The sequence below is a fragment of the Sphingobacterium sp. GW821-FHT03E03 genome, assembly GCF_059420745.1.
Map to the genome: position 1 here is coordinate 1 of NZ_JBWKUH010000038.1, position 18,583 is coordinate 18,583.

Annotated in this window: 13 protein-coding genes; 7 read left to right on the top strand and 6 right to left on the bottom strand. The window is 40.6% G+C overall.

From position 1 onward, the window contains the following. Nucleotides 1-139 precede the first annotated feature (139 nt). Nucleotides 140-1,018 (top strand): GTPase Era, encoded by an 879-nt coding sequence (gene era / locus AC07UV_RS24115; protein ID WP_120260533.1) that lies wholly within the window; start codon nt 140-142, stop codon nt 1,016-1,018. A 29-nt stretch (nt 1,019-1,047) separates the two neighbouring features. Here era and uvrC read toward each other — a convergent pair whose 3' ends face one another. The 4 genes from uvrC to AC07UV_RS24135 all read right to left on the bottom strand — a co-directional run bounded on the left by uvrC (nt 1,048) and on the right by AC07UV_RS24135 (nt 7,383). Then, on the bottom strand, nt 1,048-2,859 hold the full coding sequence (uvrC, locus tag AC07UV_RS24120; RefSeq protein ID WP_495185601.1) for an excinuclease ABC subunit UvrC: 1,812 nt from the start codon (nt 2,857-2,859) through the stop codon (nt 1,048-1,050). Nucleotides 2,860-3,079: 220 nt separating this feature from the next. Further along, nucleotides 3,080-5,350 (bottom strand): transglycosylase domain-containing protein, encoded by a 2,271-nt coding sequence (locus tag AC07UV_RS24125; RefSeq protein WP_282252138.1) that lies wholly within the window; start codon nt 5,348-5,350, stop codon nt 3,080-3,082. Between the two features lie 287 nt (nt 5,351-5,637). Beyond that, nucleotides 5,638-6,117: a 2-C-methyl-D-erythritol 2,4-cyclodiphosphate synthase gene (ispF, locus tag AC07UV_RS24130; protein WP_223581907.1), complete on the bottom strand. Its 480-nt coding sequence runs from the start codon at nt 6,115-6,117 to the stop codon at nt 5,638-5,640. 447 nt (nt 6,118-6,564) lie between these two features. Then, the gene (locus AC07UV_RS24135) at nt 6,565-7,383 is read right to left on the bottom strand and encodes a glycogen/starch synthase (RefSeq protein ID WP_104383852.1); all 819 of its coding nucleotides are present in this window, start codon (nt 7,381-7,383) and stop codon (nt 6,565-6,567) included. A gap of 148 nt (nt 7,384-7,531) precedes the next feature. Between AC07UV_RS24135 and panC the strand changes: the two genes are divergently transcribed. The 6 genes from panC (at nt 7,532) to AC07UV_RS24165 (ending at nt 13,193) form a co-directional block, all read left to right on the top strand. Then, entirely contained in the window at nt 7,532-8,380 is an 849-nt protein-coding gene (gene panC, locus AC07UV_RS24140; protein ID WP_495185602.1) for a pantoate--beta-alanine ligase, read from the top strand. A 24-nt stretch (nt 8,381-8,404) separates the two neighbouring features. Next, nucleotides 8,405-8,755 (top strand): aspartate 1-decarboxylase, encoded by a 351-nt coding sequence (panD, locus tag AC07UV_RS24145; RefSeq protein ID WP_104383850.1) that lies wholly within the window; start codon nt 8,405-8,407, stop codon nt 8,753-8,755. A gap of 110 nt (nt 8,756-8,865) precedes the next feature. Then, a complete protein-coding gene (locus AC07UV_RS24150) occupies nt 8,866-9,228 on the top strand; it encodes a DUF8478 family putative metalloprotein (RefSeq protein WP_282252129.1) in 363 nt (120 codons plus the stop codon). Between the two features lie 363 nt (nt 9,229-9,591). Continuing rightward, entirely contained in the window at nt 9,592-11,928 is a 2,337-nt protein-coding gene (locus tag AC07UV_RS24155; RefSeq protein ID WP_495185603.1) for a TonB-dependent receptor plug domain-containing protein, read from the top strand. Between the two features lie 44 nt (nt 11,929-11,972). Beyond that, entirely contained in the window at nt 11,973-12,440 is a 468-nt protein-coding gene (locus AC07UV_RS24160) for a thioredoxin family protein (protein WP_495185604.1), read from the top strand. 75 nt (nt 12,441-12,515) lie between these two features. Next, on the top strand, nt 12,516-13,193 hold the full coding sequence (locus AC07UV_RS24165) for an FKBP-type peptidyl-prolyl cis-trans isomerase (RefSeq protein WP_495185605.1): 678 nt from the start codon (nt 12,516-12,518) through the stop codon (nt 13,191-13,193). A 167-nt stretch (nt 13,194-13,360) separates the two neighbouring features. On the opposite strand, the gene AC07UV_RS24170 is transcribed toward AC07UV_RS24165, so the two are convergent. Continuing rightward, nucleotides 13,361-14,734 (bottom strand): RagB/SusD family nutrient uptake outer membrane protein, encoded by a 1,374-nt coding sequence (locus AC07UV_RS24170; RefSeq protein ID WP_495185606.1) that lies wholly within the window; start codon nt 14,732-14,734, stop codon nt 13,361-13,363. Nucleotides 14,735-14,845: 111 nt separating this feature from the next. After that, nucleotides 14,846-18,334 carry a SusC/RagA family TonB-linked outer membrane protein gene (locus AC07UV_RS24175; protein ID WP_495185607.1) on the bottom strand — a complete coding sequence of 1,163 codons (3,489 nt, stop codon included), beginning with the start codon at nt 18,332-18,334 and terminating at the stop codon, nt 14,846-14,848. Between the last annotated feature and the right edge of the window lie 249 nt (nt 18,335-18,583).

Below are 18,583 nucleotides of genomic sequence, written 5' to 3' on the forward strand. Positions count from 1 at the left end.
AGCTACCAACTGCTCCACCCCGCAATATATTTTTGAACAAAATTGCTTTTTTCTTTTGAAAAAACAAGATTATGATCCTTCCGAATTGGAGTACAAAGATATATTTTGTTTCTTTGTAATCCTAATAAAATTTAGAAAAATGTCACATAAAGCAGGATTCGTAAGTATCATCGGAAAGCCAAATGCTGGTAAGTCCACCCTAATGAACGCTTTAGTAGGTGAAAAGATGTCAATCATCACACCTAAAGCGCAAACGACAAGACACCGCATTATCGGTATTGTAAACGATGAAGACCATCAAATTGTGTTTTCCGACACACCGGGCGTCATCAAACCAAACTATTCTCTACAGGAATCAATGATGAACTTTGTCCAGGGATCGCTTATTGATGCGGACATTATTTTATTTGTGACTGATATCCACGAGAAATACGATGAGAATGACGTATTGGAAAAACTGCGTAAGACAAACTCTCCAGTAGCTGTCCTGATCAACAAAATTGATAAATCTTCCGAAGAAGAAGTAAAAGCCAAAATCGAGTTCTGGCAAGAAAAACTAAATCCAGATACCATCTTCGCTATTTCAGCCAAGTTGGATCATAATGTTGCGGCTGTCATGCAGTACATCAAAGATAAGTTGCCGATCCACGAAGCTTACTACGAAAAAGATGAACTGACAGACAAGTCCATGCGCTTCTTTGTTTCTGAGATGATCCGCGAGAAAGTATTCAAATTATATGATAAAGAAATCCCTTACAGTACCGAAGTAATTGTTACATCCTACAAAGAGGAAGCAAATATCACCCGCATTGCTGCAGAGATTATTGTTGAACGTGATTCACAGAAAAACATTATTATAGGAAAAGCTGGTGCTATGATTAAGAAAGTAGGCACCTATGCCCGCCAGGATATAGAAGAATTTATCAACGGAAAGGTTTTCCTGGAACTCTTCGTTAAGGTAATCCCTGATTGGAGAAGCAAAAAAAACTACCTCAAACGTTTTGGCTACGACGATTAATTGAGTATTGAGCCTTGGTTGTGCAAGTCTTAGCTCGATAAGCTCGTTTCACTAAAATATACACGAAGTGCTTTAATCTGTTTCAGATTAAGCACTTTTTTTAGATCCTCATCTGAAGCTTCTTTCACCCTTTTTACCGATTTAAATTCAGTCAATACTTTCTCCACCGTTGTCTTTCCGATCCCCGGAATATTTTCCAGCTCAGAGACAAAGGTCTTTCGGCTACGCTGATTACGGTGAAAAGTAATACCAAAGCGGTGAGCCTCGTCACGCAGATGCTGGATTATTTTTAAGGTTTCCGATTTCTTATCTAAATACAGCGGATATTGGTCCCCGGGATAGAAAAGTTCTTCCAATCGTTTAGCAATACCGATAACCGTCACCTTACGTTCTATCCCTAATAAACGCAAGCTCTTCAATGCGGCACCTAACTGTCCCTTACCGCCGTCGATAATAATTAATTGAGGTAATGGCTGATCTTCGTCCAATAATCTCCTATAACGTCTAAAAACAGCCTCCTCCATGGTCGCAAAATCATTTGGCCCCTCCACTGTTTTCACGTTAAAATGTCTATAATCTTTTTTGGAAGGCTTTGCATCCTTAAACACCACAATAGCTGATACAGGATAATTTCCCTGGATATTGGAATTATCAAAACATTCGATATGTTGTGGCAACACATTCATCCGAAGATCTTTCTGCATCTGTTTTAAAATACGTTCCGTACGAATATCCGGATTCAGTTTTTCATATTGCAACAGCCGTTCCTTTCTGAAAAAAGCCACATTTTTCTGAGAAAGTTCCAACAACTTTTTCTTCTCACCCAGTTTAGGAATCGTAAAACGTATCCGCTCGTTTTCCTCGATATCCAATTCAAACGGAACAATAATCTCCCGCGACAGACTTTTAAACCGTTCACGTATTTCAGGTATCGCCAGTGATAGCAATTCCTGCTCGCTCTCGTCCAAACGGCGCTTCATTTCCAGGGTCTGTGTCTGAATAATAACACCATTCATTACCTTTAGATAATTTACAAAGGCATACCCATCATCCGAGGCAATACTAAATACATCCACATTGGTAATCGAAGAATTAACTACAGTCGATTTACTCTGATAATTATCCAGTTTATCGAGTTTAGCTTTAATAAATTGTGCTCGTTCAAAATCCAGTGCAGCTGCTGCTGCTGCGATACCTTCCTTTAACCTATTGGTGACGACAGAAATCTTACCATTTAAAATATCCTTAATATCACTCAAATTTTGATCATAATCTTCCTCAGACTGATAGCCCTCACAAGGCCCTTTACAATTCCCGATCTGATATTCAAGACAAATCTTAAATTTTCCTTTTCGGATATTCTCCTGCGTAAGCGCAAGGTTACATGTCCGAAGTGGAAATAACTCACGGATAAGATCCAGTACGATATGCATCATACTGACAGAAGGATACGGCCCATAATAACGGGAGCCGTCCTTAATGTATTGCCTGGTCCAAAAAACACGAGGAAAGGGTTCGTTCTTGATGACAATCCATGGATAGGTCTTATCATCTTTGAGCATGACATTGTATTTTGGCTTATGTTTCTTGATTAATGAATTCTCAAGCAACCAAGCGTCAATTTCGGTATCTACTATAGTAAAAGAAATACGGTTGATCTTACGGACTAAAACACGGGTCTTGCCGTTCAATTGATTTTCATTGACAAAATAAGATCCCACTCGGTTACGAAGGTCTTTCGCCTTACCGATATAGATCAATTCATCATGTTTATCAAAATATTGATAGACTCCCGGTCGATGAGGTATCTTCTTTAATTCTTCTCTATAGTCAAATGTCAAAACTTTAAAATTAAAAAGTAAAAAACGGATACAGCCTCTAAGCCTTAGGCTTATCGAACTAGAGCACTTATTCTTTAATCTTCGAAAAACAAGCTTGTATAACCAAAGTCTCCATACTCAGATCTGAAACGCCAAAACAAGAAAGTGAAGACAGCTTGGAAGCCGCAGGCTTGTGTAGCCAGAATCTCAATACTCAATTCTATCTACTCAATACTGAAAATTAAAATCCCAAGCGATCATCCTTTAGTTTCGGATCTTCCTTGCCGCTTGAGTCTGTGGATCCATCTTCGACATCAGAGCCACCACCGCCCCAATACTGGTTACAGTCAATGACACGAGTCAGTCCACCCTGAGGCTGTTCGAAATCACCCTTTGTATATTTTAAATTTGAATCTTTATAGACCTTTTGCATAAAGAAAGCAAAAACTGGCATAGCTGCAGCAGCTCCCTGCCCATATTCCATCCGGTCAAAACTGATCCCCCGATCTTCCGCACCAGTCCACACACCGGTGACCAGTTCTGGTGTAATACCAATAAACCAGGCATCGGAGTTATCATTGGTTGTACCCGTTTTACCACCGATCGGATTGGTGAGGTTATATTTCCACTGAATACGTCGAGCAGTACCCTGAGATACCACTTTTTTCAGCATATCAACAATAATATAAGCAGATTCGCTATTCAAGGCTTTCACTACTTTCGGCGCCTTATCATAGATAGGTGTCCCATTTTTATCTTCAATACGTAAAATGGCTGTCGGTTCTATCCAGGTTCCCTGGTTAACGAAAGCAGAATAAGCGCCAACCATATCAAAAACAGACGCTTCGTATGCCCCTAAGGAAATAGAAGGGTAGTTCGGCACGTCGCTCGTTATTCCCATACGTTTGGTCAATGCAGCGACCTCCGCCGCTCCTACTTCATGTACAAGGTAAGCTGTTGCAAAGTTTTGTGAATAAGCTAATGCCTTCGCTAAAGTAATCGGATTTCCTCCCTGTGCATTTCCTCTTGGTGTCCAACCATTGTAAGTTTGCTGGTAGTTGGGAATGCTATAACAAGGTGAATAACCATTATCAATAGCTACCGCATAAGTAAACGGCTTAGCTGTAGACCCGACTTGGCGTGTCCCCATTTTAACCTGATCATATTTGAAATGGTCAAAATCAATACCGCCCACCCAAGCTTTAATATGTCCTGTTTTGGGCTCCATGGACATCATCGCATTCCTTAGCATCAACTTGTTGTACTTAATGGAATCCATTGGTGTCATCATGGTATCCTTACTGCCCTTCCAGGTAAAAATATTCATCGGAACCTTCACATTAAAGGCTTTTTTGATCTCATCTTCATTTAAACCCTCCTCGCGCAAGATACGGTAACGATCAGAACGTTTCATTCCACTGATCAACAACTTCGCTTTATCACCTTTGAACGGATCCCTATTTTTCCACTGTGCCGAAAACTTCGATTGTAGCTGCTTCATCCATTCTTTCTGCGCATCCTCAGCATACTGTTGCATGGACATATTGATAGTCGTATAGATTTTTAATCCATCACGATCTAAGTCATAAGGTGTACCGTCAGCTCTGACAATCTTAAGATTAGCAAATTCTTTCTTAATCTGGTCTTTTAATACCGCCCTGAAATAAGGACCTAATCCTTCACCATAGTTTGCGATCTTGAGTTCTAGTCCGAGTGGTTTCTCCTTCGCATTAGAAGCTTCTTCTGCCGAAATAAAATTGGCGGCCACCATATTATTTAAAACCGTATTACGACGTATTTTTGATTTCTCAGGAAATCTCACCGGCGAATAGGCACCAGGGCCTTTCAGCATCCCGACCAAGAGTGCAGCCTGATCAGCAGTCAGCTTATCTGGAGTGGTATTGAAATAGGTCCGCGCAGCAGATTTTATCCCAAACGTATTGTATGCACCAAAATCCACTGTATTAAAATACATTGTAACGATTTCGTCCTTGGTATAATTTCTTTCCAGACGAACAGCCGTCACCCACTCTTGAAATTTCTGAATGATACGTTTTAGAAAGTTTTTCTGACGGCCGTCAGAAAAAAGATTAAGCGCCAACTGTTGTGTTATCGTACTACCCCCCTGTTTATTGCCAGTCAGCGTATGGAAGATAACCGTAAACGTACGGGAATAATCTATTCCTGAATGGTCATAAAACCGCTTATCCTCTGTAGATACGAGCGCTTTAACCAGATATGGAGATAATTCACTGTATTTAACATTCGACCTATTCTGTACATAATAAGTCCCTAATACTTTATGATCATCAGTAATGACTTCAGAGGCTAAATTGCTTTTTGGATTTTCCAAATCGCTAAACGAAGGTAATTTCCCGAATAACCCAAGACGTATACTCAATATAAATAGGAATCCAAGGGCTACAATGCCAATGATGACCTTCCAAAAATTGAACGTATATCGTTTAATATCGCCTTCAGTAAGTTGATTTTTTTTTGATACTCGCTTCATCTATTTACTAAATTTCATGTGCAAATATTATTCATTTATGCTTGTTTTCATTGGCATTTATGAATGTGCTGCATTTTGTTTTTTTTAAGCTACGTGGAATATCCAGTTTTTTGATCCGTGTGTATCTTTTCTAATTGGATATTACGCTATTCGCTTTTATATAGACTTCAATATGATTTTAATGTCCACTCTATCAGATAGTGTGCCAAAGAATGCTTCATGGCAAAGGTATTACTAATTCATTCAAAAGTGTGCATTAAAACATGAAAATGTTTGCCTATCCGACATTAAACCCGTTCAATTAAACAGACAGCATAGGCGACAACCCCCTCTTGCCGACCAATGAAACCCATTGTCTCGTTGGTCGTTGCCTTAATAGAAATATCATCTATATCTAGACCGGTCACTTCAGCTAATTTGATCTTCATTTGAGGAATATAAGGTTTGATCTTGGGAGCTTCAAGGCAAAGCATGGCATCAATATTACCGAGCTGGTATCCTTTGGCCTGAATCAAACCCATACACTCTTTCAACAACAGCAAGCTACTAATCCCTTTCCAACGCATATCTGTATTGGGAAAATGGTACCCGATATCCTCTAAGTTTGCTGCGCCCAAAATAGCGTCACAGATAGCATGCACCAAGACATCGGCATCTGAATGGCCAAAAGCTCCGGCATGATGTTCCAACTGCACACCACCAACAATAAATGGGTGTCCTTCTTTTATCTGATGAACATCAAACCCAAATCCTACCTTAATCTTCATTATTATAATTATATTATGAGAATACGCTTTTCAACGTAATAAATAAGCTCGTTCTACGCCGTTTTTCCTGTAACAATAATACACCTTACCATAAGCTATTATTACCTCAGGACGCTTCATTGCTACGAAGATACCATTTTAGTGCCGATATTTTGAAATGGAGTTTTATTATCAGGCATTGTGTCCCTGTAAGAATACGATGTAGTAAATAAATGTATTGACACACAAAACCTTCATGCTTTCACAAACACTATCAGTCATGAAAATCGACTGAAGATTTTTTTGCCAATAAACCGATCGTAACAAGCTCATTGATAATTCAATAAAAAAAACACGAATAAGTAAAAACAGACGATTCAGAAAAAACAAAAGGACTATTTCATTGGAAATAGCCCTTTCTAATAATTTATTGTCTGTTTGTTTTACGCAGATCCTCAAGAAAAGGGTCTATGCTTCCACTTCTTCAGGCGCAAACTGATCATACACCTCTCCAAAAGCATCATAGTCCTGATCACCGTTAGGTTCAAAAACCTGAATATCTTTGGATCTAGCGAAATCAACAATCTCAGTATTGACATTTTCATCAGCTACGACAACCATATCCGTAAAATGCAATGCACCTTTATAAATCGCCTCATAGCTACCATCGCCATACACTTGCGCATCTTCAGCTTTAAAAGCACCTTCTGGCGCCATTTCAGCATACTTTGAACCCAATGTACCTTTAAATTCTTCGTTAAACAAAGAATACATCACTTTTGCATCCTTAAATGTAGGATCATCCTTATACGTTGTTTTCACGTAAGCAGGCACCAAAGCAGAGAACCAGCCATGACAGTGTACTACATCGGGCGACCAGCCTAATTTCTTAACAGTTTCCAACGCTCCTTTACAGAAGAACACCGAACGCTCATTATTGTCTGCAAAGAATTCGCCATGCTCATCACTAAAAACCTTTTTACGCTGAAAGTAGTCCTCGTTATCCAAGAAATACACCTGCATCCGAGCTGCAGGCAGTGAAGCTACTTTAATAATTAGCGGATTATCATTATTATCCACAACAATGTTCAAGCCTGAAAGACGAATCACCTCATGCAATCTATTTCTACGCTCATTGATATTCCCAAAACGAGGCATTAAGATACGGATTTCAAAACCCTTCTCTTGCATCGCTTGAGGCAGTTGACGTGTAATTTCAGAAATTTTGGTTAATTCGAGGAAAGGCGACATCTCGTGAGTAATAAACAATATCTTCGTTTTTGCCATCTCCAGTTATTTTTATTTATTATTTTCGAACAGTAAAATCGGTCTACAAAGGTACAAAAAAAATACTTACCATGCAATTTACTATCAATCATCGTTTTATATTCCCAAAATAATATGCAACTTTGCGAACAAAAAACTATTCAGCAAAGTGGAAATTTTCAAAACGAAAGCATCCCTCCAAGCACATCTCCAAAAAGCACGCTCGGCAGGTAAAAAGATAGCCTTGATCCCCACCATGGGAGCACTTCATGAAGGACATTTATCGTTATTAGATTATGCGAAACCCATCAGTGATATTCGTGTTTGTAGTATTTTTGTCAATCCTACACAGTTTAACGATCCCAAAGACCTAGAAAAATATCCGCGTCCAATTGAAAATGATATCAAGCTATTGGAATCCGTCGATTGTGACATTTTATTTATGCCAAGTGTACAAGAAATGTATCCCAACAAGGATGAACACTGGCATATTGATCTTGGTGAATTGGATCAAATCTGGGAAGGTGAAAAACGTCCAGGTCATTTTCAGGGTGTAACACAGGTGGTCTATAAATTGTTCACCTTAGTGCAACCCGATATCGCCTGTTTTGGGCAAAAAGACTTTCAGCAAGTGATGGTCATCAAACGCATGATCGAGCTCAAAGATCTTCCGATCCAATTGGCAATCTGCCCCATCATCAGGGATCAAGATGGCTTAGCCCTGAGTTCACGCAACATGCGCCTGAGCGAAGATGGAAAAACAAAAGCCCTGGCACTTTCCCGTTCTTTACAATATGTAAAAGATCATATTTCGGACAATGCCAGTTTACAAGAAATTAAGAATAATGCTTTAGCGATTTTGACGGATACAGCAGGAGTAACCGTCGAATATTTTGCAATCTGCGAAAGCAGCTCCTTACAAGAAGTGCAACAGATTGATCCAAGCAAGCAACATGTTGCACTTGTCACAGCATGGGTAGAAGGTGTCCGTCTTATTGATAATATGATATTAGCTTAATAAAAAAAACTCTACCTTTGCGCCATGGTAATAGAAGTAATGAAATCCAAGATTCACCGCGTGAAAGTCACACAGGCGGAATTGAATTACGTGGGTAGTATCACGATAGATGAAGATTTGATGGACGCTGCAAATATCATCGCTAACGAGAAAGTTCAAATCGTAAACAATAACAATGGGGCCCGTCTGGAAACCTATGTCATTCCAGGGCAACGCGGATCGGGCACAATCTGTCTAAACGGAGCTGCAGCACGTCTAGTGCAGGTTGGCGATATTGTTATTATTATTTCATATGCAACAATGGATTTTGAGGAAGCAAAGCAGTTTAAACCGTCTTTAGTATTCCCGGATGACAACAATCATTTGATTAGATAGTATTGAGGTACTTACTACAGTACTTAATAATAATTTTATCTAGCAGACCTATATACTGCTAAATAAAAATCGTATTTTTGAAGCGCTACTCTAACAAGTAGCGCTTTTTTATGCAATCAAAAATAACAAGAAATCTGCGTCAGCTTATCGCATCATTCCAATTGGCTTTGATGTCGCTGATTATTCTTTCGGGTGTTATTTTTATGCACAAAGAGGTAAAATCAAATGGGGAAATCGTGATGCACACGCACCCTTATGATTTTACAAAAAAAGAAAAACCTCAAGAGACCGACGATCAGATTGATTATCTGAATGTCATTTATCAAAACAATTACGTACAGACCGATTTCATCGTTCTCGAACTTCCTGTACCAAAGGAAATTCAGCTAACGAATTATTGTTCGATCTGCCCAGAAGTTACCAGCACCACAAGCAGTCCCTATTACCTCCGGGGTCCCCCTTGCTTAGCATAACACTATTCATTTTTAGTCTGACGTACATCCAGTGAAATAGATTAGGACAACGCTTTTGGCGCTTGTCGCTCTATTTATTTTTGGGTTCGCTAGAACGGAGCTAAAGGCTTTGGTTTCAATAGACCATAAGTACAAAAAGCCGATGTCTTCATATTAAAAAAGACGGTGGACGAATTCCGCTCATATACTTATATCATAGCATCTTAGCCGGTTTCAAGACGAAAGTATGCCCTAGCTATACAATAAACCTTATGGACGAGATACGAAAGACCAGTATCAAACCTAAGGCAAAAAAGTATACAATATGGGAGCTTTAAGCTTGTGCAGCCAAGATCTCAATACGAAATACTCAATACGATAAAAATGCTAAAGCAATACACGTTACTGGCTACACTATTGGCCGGAACATCCTCAATATATGCACAGTCACCATTGGAGGGATATTTATTCAATAAAAACCGGGAAGCCATTGCTTCGGGGACACTGACTATAAAAAATAGCAAATCAGCCACTACATCGGATGCTGATGGACACTTTAAATTCAATACTGTCGTTACCCCAAAAGTAACATTAAATATCTCCGCCGTGGGCTATCGTTCGCTGACGAAGGTAGTTGCTTTGGATACCTTAAAATCACCATTGCAGATCCAGCTTGAGGAAGATAATCTCAATCTCGATGAGGTAGTGGTCTCCGCAACCCGTTACGGAGTAAAACGTAAGGACGCACCTGTTGTAGTTAATGTCATCGGCCCCAAGCTATTTAATGCAACACAGTCTGTAGCGATGTCTGAGACGCTGAATTACCAACCCGGCGTCCGTGTGGAAAACAATTGTCAAAACTGTGGTTTTTCACAAGTTAGGCTCAATGGTCTCGAAGGTCCATACTCACAGATACTAATTAACAGCAGGGCTGTATTTTCGGCGTTAAACAGCGTCTACGGATTGGATCAGATCCCCACCAGCATGATCGACAGGATCGAGGTGGTGCGTAGTGGCGGTTCGGCACTATTTGGCGCCAATGCCATTGCCGGAACTATCAATATCATTACAAAAGATCCTGTCGAGAGTGATTGGCAGGTAAAGTCCACCAATTCACTGATTGGCGGCAAAAGCTGGGACAACACCGTAGACTTCAATACATCCATTGTCGCAGAAGACCTAAATACTGGTGCAACGTTTTATGGCATGCACCGCAATAGAGAGTCCTATGATGTCAATGGGGACGGGTTTTCGGAGATCACCAAACTTCGAAACACCACCTTTGGCACCAAATTATTTTACAAACCAAGCGACCTCGATAAAATTACAGTAGATTTTAGCACAGTCAATGAATTTCGTCGTGGCGGAGACCAACTCGACAAGGCCCCACACCTGACCCAGATTACCGAACAGCTGCAAACCAGTTCTATCGTTGGTGGAATTACCTATGACCGTTATTCCGAAGACTTTAAACACAAGATTTCGGCTTATGGTTCCGTCCAGAAAACTGTCCGTGATAGTTATTATGGTGGACTTGGTGGCGGGACAACGCTAGCAGACAGTACGCTAGCATCCAATTCGTATGGAAAGACAAACGATATTGCACTGGTTGTAGGAAGTCAGTATACCTACAATTTTGAAAAAGATGTGTTTACTGCAGGTGTGGAGTTTTCCTATAATGATACCCAGGATGAAATCCCAGGCTATAAGCGGACAATTGATCAGCAGAATAAAGGATTGGGAACCTATGCCCAATACGAATGGAAACCCTTTGATACATTCAAAACCCTGATCGGTGCCCGATACGACTATACCTATGTCGATGGCAAATATACTCTGGCTGGGATAAACCGCAGTTCGGATCAACGTTTCGGAACATTCAGCCCACGGTTAACGATCCTATATGATCTGACAAAAGATCTACAGTTCAGAGGGGGTTACGCACGTGGCTTCAGGGCCCCACAGGCATTTAACGAAGACATGCACGTGACTTCCATTGGTGGTAACCAGGTATTTGTCCTGATCGGTGAAAACTTGAAAACAGAATATTCCAATGCCTATACCGGGTCGTTTAGTTACAATAAGAATTTTGGAAATGTACAAACGAGTTTTCTAGTTGAAGGTTTCTACACAGACCTTAATAATCAGTTTGTCAATGTCATGGCATCACAGAAGGATGGTTTGATCATTCAGGAGATGCAAAATGGCGAAGGTGCACGTGTATATGGCTCCAACATTGAAATCAATGTTGCCCCTTCATCGTGGTTATCGTTTCAAGCTGGCGGAACAATCCAGCGTTCGCGTTATAAAAAAGACCAGCTGATCTATGAAGGTAAAGACGATTCGCATGATATCTGGACAAAGCAATATGTGCGTACCCCAAATGTTTACGGGTATATGAATACAAATCTGAAAGCGACGAAGCGATTCGCAGTAGACCTGACAGGAGTATATACAGGCAAAATGATTGTACCACATATCCAGCAAGATATCATGACGCTTAAAAATGCACGTGATTTTGTTGAATTGAATCTTCGTCTGGGCTATACATTACCTGTACACAAGGATTTTAGTATCGAATTTTTTGGTGGTGTACAAAATATGTTCAACGCCTTTCAAAAGGATTTTGACAAAGGTGCATTACGAGATTCGGACTACATCTATGGTCCTACACGTCCACGAACATATACCTTCGGTCTTCGGGTAGGACATTTTCATTAAGACATGGGTACTGGGATAAATTTCCCATAAACAAAAGTAGAACAATGAAATATTTTAGGAAAATAAGCATCCTGATGATCAGCTTACTTTATCCGCTCTTCCATTTTGGGCAAGAGCGGATAAATTGGGTCAGCTTTGAACAGCTCGACTCCCTGCTGACTGTAGCGCCAAGGGAGACCCTAATTTTTATCCATACCGATTGGTGCAGCTATTGCCGAAAAATGGAACGGGAAATATTTACAAAGCCGGATCTGGTTACAATGATCAATAAAAGTTACTATGCGGTCCAACTGGATGCAGAATCTGTGCAGGAAATTACCTTTGATCAGAGCATTTGGAAAGCAAAATCCGGCAAGAAAAGAACTGGACAGTATCATGCATTGGCCTTACAGCTATTAAGCGGAAAACGGATGATTTTCCCCAGTATTCTTCGATTTGACAGCGAATTCCGCTTAAAAAATATACAACAAAAATACCTGAACTCAAAAGAGTTAAATGATTTTTTAGAATAATTTAACATATTTGTGTAGCGAAACCAAGTATTAGTGCGTTTTGAGTTTTATAATTAATACACACTTTAAGAAATTATGAAAAATATCACGAAATTTTTAATGGCATTTTTGTGTCTGGGAATGATCTTCGCGTCTTGTAACAAAGATAACATCGATTATGATGAGTTGAATAGACAACAAATAGAAGCTGCCAGAAAAGAAAAAGCACGTAGAGATTCACTTTTAAGAATTCAAGCTCCTCAATTAGAGCAATATGCCAAAACCAAATGGGGTTCAGACGCAAAATATTCTGATTCTACAGGCATTTGGTACAAGGTGGAACTTGCAACAGGCAATACAACCCCTTATACTTATACTGGAAGTATGGGTTACTATGGACCTCAAATAAATACATGGTCTGCAAGTTTAAATTTTAGAGGCGAATTAATGAACGGAACTCTATTTGACAAGAATACAGATGGCATTCCTAAAGTCTACAACAATATTAATCTAGCAATTTCCGTCTACAAACAAGCTTGGGTCCAGGCATTTGCTCCTACGATTATTAATATTCAAGGCGTGGATAGAAGATTTGAAGGCTTATTACCTAAAGGATTACAAAAAGGTGATAAGATTAGTTTTATTTCTCCATCTTATTACACTTTTGATCAAACAGAATACACAGCAGGAAGCGAAAAAGTGACTGTTCCTAAAAACACGCCAGTGGTATATACAATCGACTTAGTAGCTATTGGAGCTGCAACTTCTAATTAATTGCAAACAGACTATATAAAAAACCATTCTCGTTTGAGAATGGTTTTTTTTTGAATACTAGGATGATATAGGATAGATCGTTGTCCACCAGAATTTAAATAGGTAGCATGATATAATAATCGCAGCACAATGTTGCAAGCGGTCTAATACGAGATTTTGATTTACAGTCAATATCCTGGATTTTGTGTGAGGCCAGTTCCCAAACTTATCTGAGCAGAAGGGATAGGATACAGAAGGAATTTCTCGTCTTTCAGATTTTCATATTTTTTAAGTGCTAATTTAGTGCGACTAAAATCAAACCAAGTCTCGCCTTCAAACATAAGCTCCCTTTCCTTTTCTTCCTGCACGGCAGTGAGGAAGGTTTCCAAGCTACTGTACATATTCATCGGAACCGTGACGCCTGCACGTGTCTGTACAGCTTTTAGCGAGTTATAAGCTGCAGTGCTCACATTATTATCTACGCGCGCTTTAGCCTCAGCATGGATCAAGTAAATCTCTGCAAGTCGGATAACAGTTACGTTTTGACTGGCCGGCGAGAAATTCGGAAACTTGCCCATGAAATAATTATTATTGCTTCCTTTTTTAACAGTAAAATCCTTTCGTTTGTCCTGCTCTGTATATAGATCAAGGATTGCGGAGTCTTTAGCAAAAAATAACACGCTAGGGTTGTCATTGGCTACAGCTGCGAGTGGATTGGTTGCTTGATCGTCAAATTGAATTTCGAAAATAGCTTCGTTCGTATTTTGTGTCGTCCAAATTGTACTGTAATCCGTCACCAGCCCAAAACCACCTGCGGTCAGCACTTCATTGGCCATATCCGCTGCTTTTTTATAATCATTCGTAATGGAAGCTTGGTACAGATAGACCTTTGCCAACAGCGCTTTCGCCGCCCAATGCGAAGCTCGTCCCTTGGCCGCATCACCTGTATTTGGATTTTCTTCGGGAAGCGCAGCGATAGCATCCGTCAAATCCTTAACAATCTGTGTGTAGAGTGCTGCTTTGTCGGATTCAACAATATCAATATTATCCCCTTCCTTGGTATACGACAGTTTTAGTGGGGCTTTGTTAAAGGCTCGTACCAGAAAAAAATAGTTTAAAGCTCTAATAAATTTAGCTTCACCAACAAACATCTTTTTCTTGTCTTCAGTAATCATATTCTCGGTCATTTTTGGGACTTCCTCAATCACTTGGTTGGCAGCATTGATCGTGGTATATACAGCTTGCCACATATTGGCAATCCAGGGATTGATTGCTTGTATTTTATGTTCTGAAAAGTTTTGGTATTCTGGAAAACTGGCAGAATGCCGAACGTGAGCTGCCGAAAACTCTGGAACAACGATGATGGACTGACCAAAAGAAAATGAATTCATCATCGTCCGATACATTCCCAAAACAGCGGCATTGGCATTGGTTTCGGAATTGAAAAATTTGTCTTGGGTTATCTGCCCAAGTGGATCGCGATCTAAGAATTTAGAACATGATATTGCAAAAGAAGCGATCATGGTCACCAAAAAAATTAATATTATTTTATTTCTTTTCATCCGTACAAGTTATTTACGCGTATAAGTTTTAAATTGTTTAAATGATCTCGTCCTATTCGGCCTGTTTATTCCTCTGCAAAAGGCAAGCTTCATCTTCATTATTCACGCCGTTTAGAAAGTTACGTTAACACCAGTAGTGAATATCCTCGGTTGCGGATAACTACCGTAGTCATATCCATAAATCAGCCCTGTATTGGCACCACCGTGGCTTGAGCTGACTTCCGGATCATAACCTCGATAATTTGTGAACACAAAAGCATTCTGAACCGTAGCGTACCAGCGGAGCTTTTTCATTTTGATTTTCTCTGCGATGCTGGACGGCAAGGTATAGCCAAATGTGATATTTCTAATTCTAAAGAATGAACCATCTTCGACAAATCTTGATGATATGGCACCATTGTTAAGGTCTCCCGGTGCTGGCCTCGGAACGTCAGTAATATCGCCCGGTGCTCTCCATCTGTCGACAAAATCTACAAACTGATTGGAACTTGGGTTGAATCCTTCCAGTCCCGATGCCAGGTTATAATTGAAGATGTCATTCCCATATGTGAATTGCCCCTGGATACTTAGATCAAAATTCTTATAAGCAAAATTATTGGTAATACCACCAAAGAACGATGGGTTAGGATCGCCGATCATCCTTTGATCTTTGTAATCTGTCGGTGTTACGGCAGATCCGTCCGCACCTAAATAATCAATCATCCCTGTCTGTGGATTGACACCGGTTGCTTGCCAGCCATAGAATACGCCAAGGGGTTGTCCTACTATTGCACGGTTCAGATCGCCTACCCCGCCACGCATTTCTGTCAACCCTTCAGGTAATGCAACTACTTTATTGCGATTAAAGGTCATGTTTAGGGAAGTGGTCCACTTAAATTCACCGACTAAGTTTTTGGTGGTTAATTCAAATTCGAAACCCTTATTTTCAATATCACCGGAGTTAGTAAATCGAGTGAGATAACCTGAGCTGGTTAAAATAGGGAGCCCGATTAGCAAGTCCGTTGTTTTCTTATAATAGTAATCTGCCAACATTAAAATTCTATTTCCCAGGAACCCGGCATCAACACCAACATTCCATTGATTGGTAGTTTCCCATTTTAAATTACGATCACCCAACACATTTGGTACAAATCCTGCGAGTCCCATGTAGTTGTTGCCACTCGAGTATAACGAACGGCTAGCATAGTTCCCGATATTTTGATTACCTGTAATCCCCCAGCTCGCACGAAGTTTTAAATCATCAATCACCTTAGAATCCTTTAGAAAATCTTCCTCTGTAAGTCTCCAAGCTCCCGCGAATGATGGAAATACTGCCCAACGATTGTCGGCTCCAAAGCGTGAAGAGCCATCCGACCGTACATTTGCATTCAGGATATATTTATCTTTATAAATATATGTTGCGCGGGCAAATCCAGAGGCGATAGCCCATTCTTCGGGATAAGAATTTGCACCAGTGATAACACCTCCAGCAGTGATATAAGGGATGTCATTATTAGGGAAATTTGAACGCTGTCCATGGACAAACTCTAGCCTGGATTCTTGAACCGAAAACCCAGCTAAAGCATTGATGCTATGGTCACCGAATTTCTTATCATAGGTCAATGTTGTCTCATTGATCCAAAGCTGGTCGCGGGTATTCCGGCGAGCGCCGATACCACCCTGACTAGCGTATGAACGAAGCCCCACTGGAGGCATAAAGAAAGTCTCATCGATGAAGCTGATATCTGTTCCAAAGCTTGTCTTTAGTAAGAGTTCTGGAACGATATTGTATTCTGCGCTGGCATTTGCCAATACGCGAAAAGTCTGCGCTTCATTGGTCGGAAGCGTTAACATCGCAACAGGATTTTCACGTGTATTTCTCACCTGGTCATAGACAAAATTTCCGTCCGCGTCATACACCGCTATGTTAGGCGGAGAAAATATACCACTTTTGGTGGCACCTTCTTTGGAATTTTCCTCCTGCACACGGTGGTTGACAGCCCTGGTTAGATTGATAGCCGTAGAAAATCTCAATTTCTCATTGTGCTGATGATCCAGATTTATACGACCGCTTAAGCGATTGAAGTCGGATCCCAACAGTACACCGCCCTGCTTCATGTAGCCAACGGAAGTATAATATTGTGTCTTCTCACTGCCACCCCTTGATGAAAGTTCGTAGCTCCTGGTTGCTGCATTCCTAAATATGGCATCCTGCCAGTTCGTATTGACATTAGGATTGGCGAATATCTGCTCTGGAATGACTGCTTTAGGATCCTGTTGCTGTAAGATTTTGTAGTAATCTTTCATATAATCCTGATACTGCTCGGTATTCATAAAATCGTAATACCGCTCCTTGGGCACCTGCGAGAATCCTTCGTACATATTAAAGTTGAACTCACTTTGTCCAGCCACACCTTTTTTTGTACTTATTAGGACGACACCGTTTGCAGCTCTTGAACCATAGATTGATGAGGATGCCGCATCTTTCAATATTTCGATCGATTGGACATCCGAGGGATTGATTGAGGATAGCACATTGATCCCTTGGGTTCCACCTCCAAAATCAAATGTAGATCCTCCGGTGAAGTTGGTCGTACTATTGACCGGAATGCCATCGACAACGTATAGTGGGTCCGAACTTGCGTTGATGGATGTCGTGCCCCTCACCCTGATACTTATCCCGCCTCCCGGTGAACCGGACTTCTGCGTAACCTGCACTCCGCCCGCCTTACCTTGTATTGCCTGGGTAATACTTGGCAATACTTCGTCTTTGATTTCATTGGCACCAATACTCGATACCGCACTCGGTAGTGTCGCGCGATTCATCGTACCATAACCAACCGCGACAACCTGCACAGAATCGAGTACCTTCGTTTCGCCACTAAGTACGACCTGTATATCCTTTCGATCACCAACGAGTTGGGTTATCGCTTCAAAACCAAGTGAAGAGAATCTGAGTTGATTCTTCGGGCCAGCAGCAATCTGAAATTTGCCGGCTTCATCCGTACTTGCAGACACATTCGTATCGACTACCGCTACAGTAACTCCCGGCAAGGGGCCCTTAGGTCCCGTTACAGTCCCGGTCACTGATGTTTTTCCTGCGGACACACCTGCAGCGCTATTCGGGTTACCTGTAGCTCTTGTAGTACTATCCTGATTGGCATCTATTTTTGTCGTGCTATCCCGGCCAGCGGCAACAGTAGCTGTAGAATCTCTATTTTGCACTGTCGAATCGGTTACAGCCTTCGCCGCGCCGGCTGACAAGGAAACTGCTATAGTTTTTTGATTGTTTACATAGACTTCTTTAATGGCAAATCCAGTTTTTATAAAAATTAATACACCATTGGGGTCCGCTGAAAGTCTGAACGCTCCGTTTTCATCTGACAGACCGCTATTACCCGTTTTCTTTTCAGTGACGACCACTCCTGCCAGTGCTATTCCCAATGAATCTGTGACTTTACCACTAATCCCGATGGAATCAAGCGCACGAAAAGAAGGTGGTTTAGCAAAAGCAGCTATATTAGCACAGGACTTTATTTCGATAGTGTGAGCCTGCCCTGGGTGGCAGAAAAGAGTAAAACCGCAGGCTAAGAGAAGAGTGTGGTTTAGGGGGTGCATCATACGTTAAATATTTATAATAAGAATCTAATTTGAAATAGTGACGTTTCAAGCAAAAATGAAAATACATGCAACAAAAAGTTTAAACATCACACCGTTCCCACAAGCCTATTCATATCAATTTTGTTACATATACTTATAAATAATAAAACGTCCTTAAATCTAATTTGTTATCAATTATTGATATTAATTTCAAAAAACAGCAATAATTCATGATGTATTCATAACAACAAAAAAAACACAAACAACTGA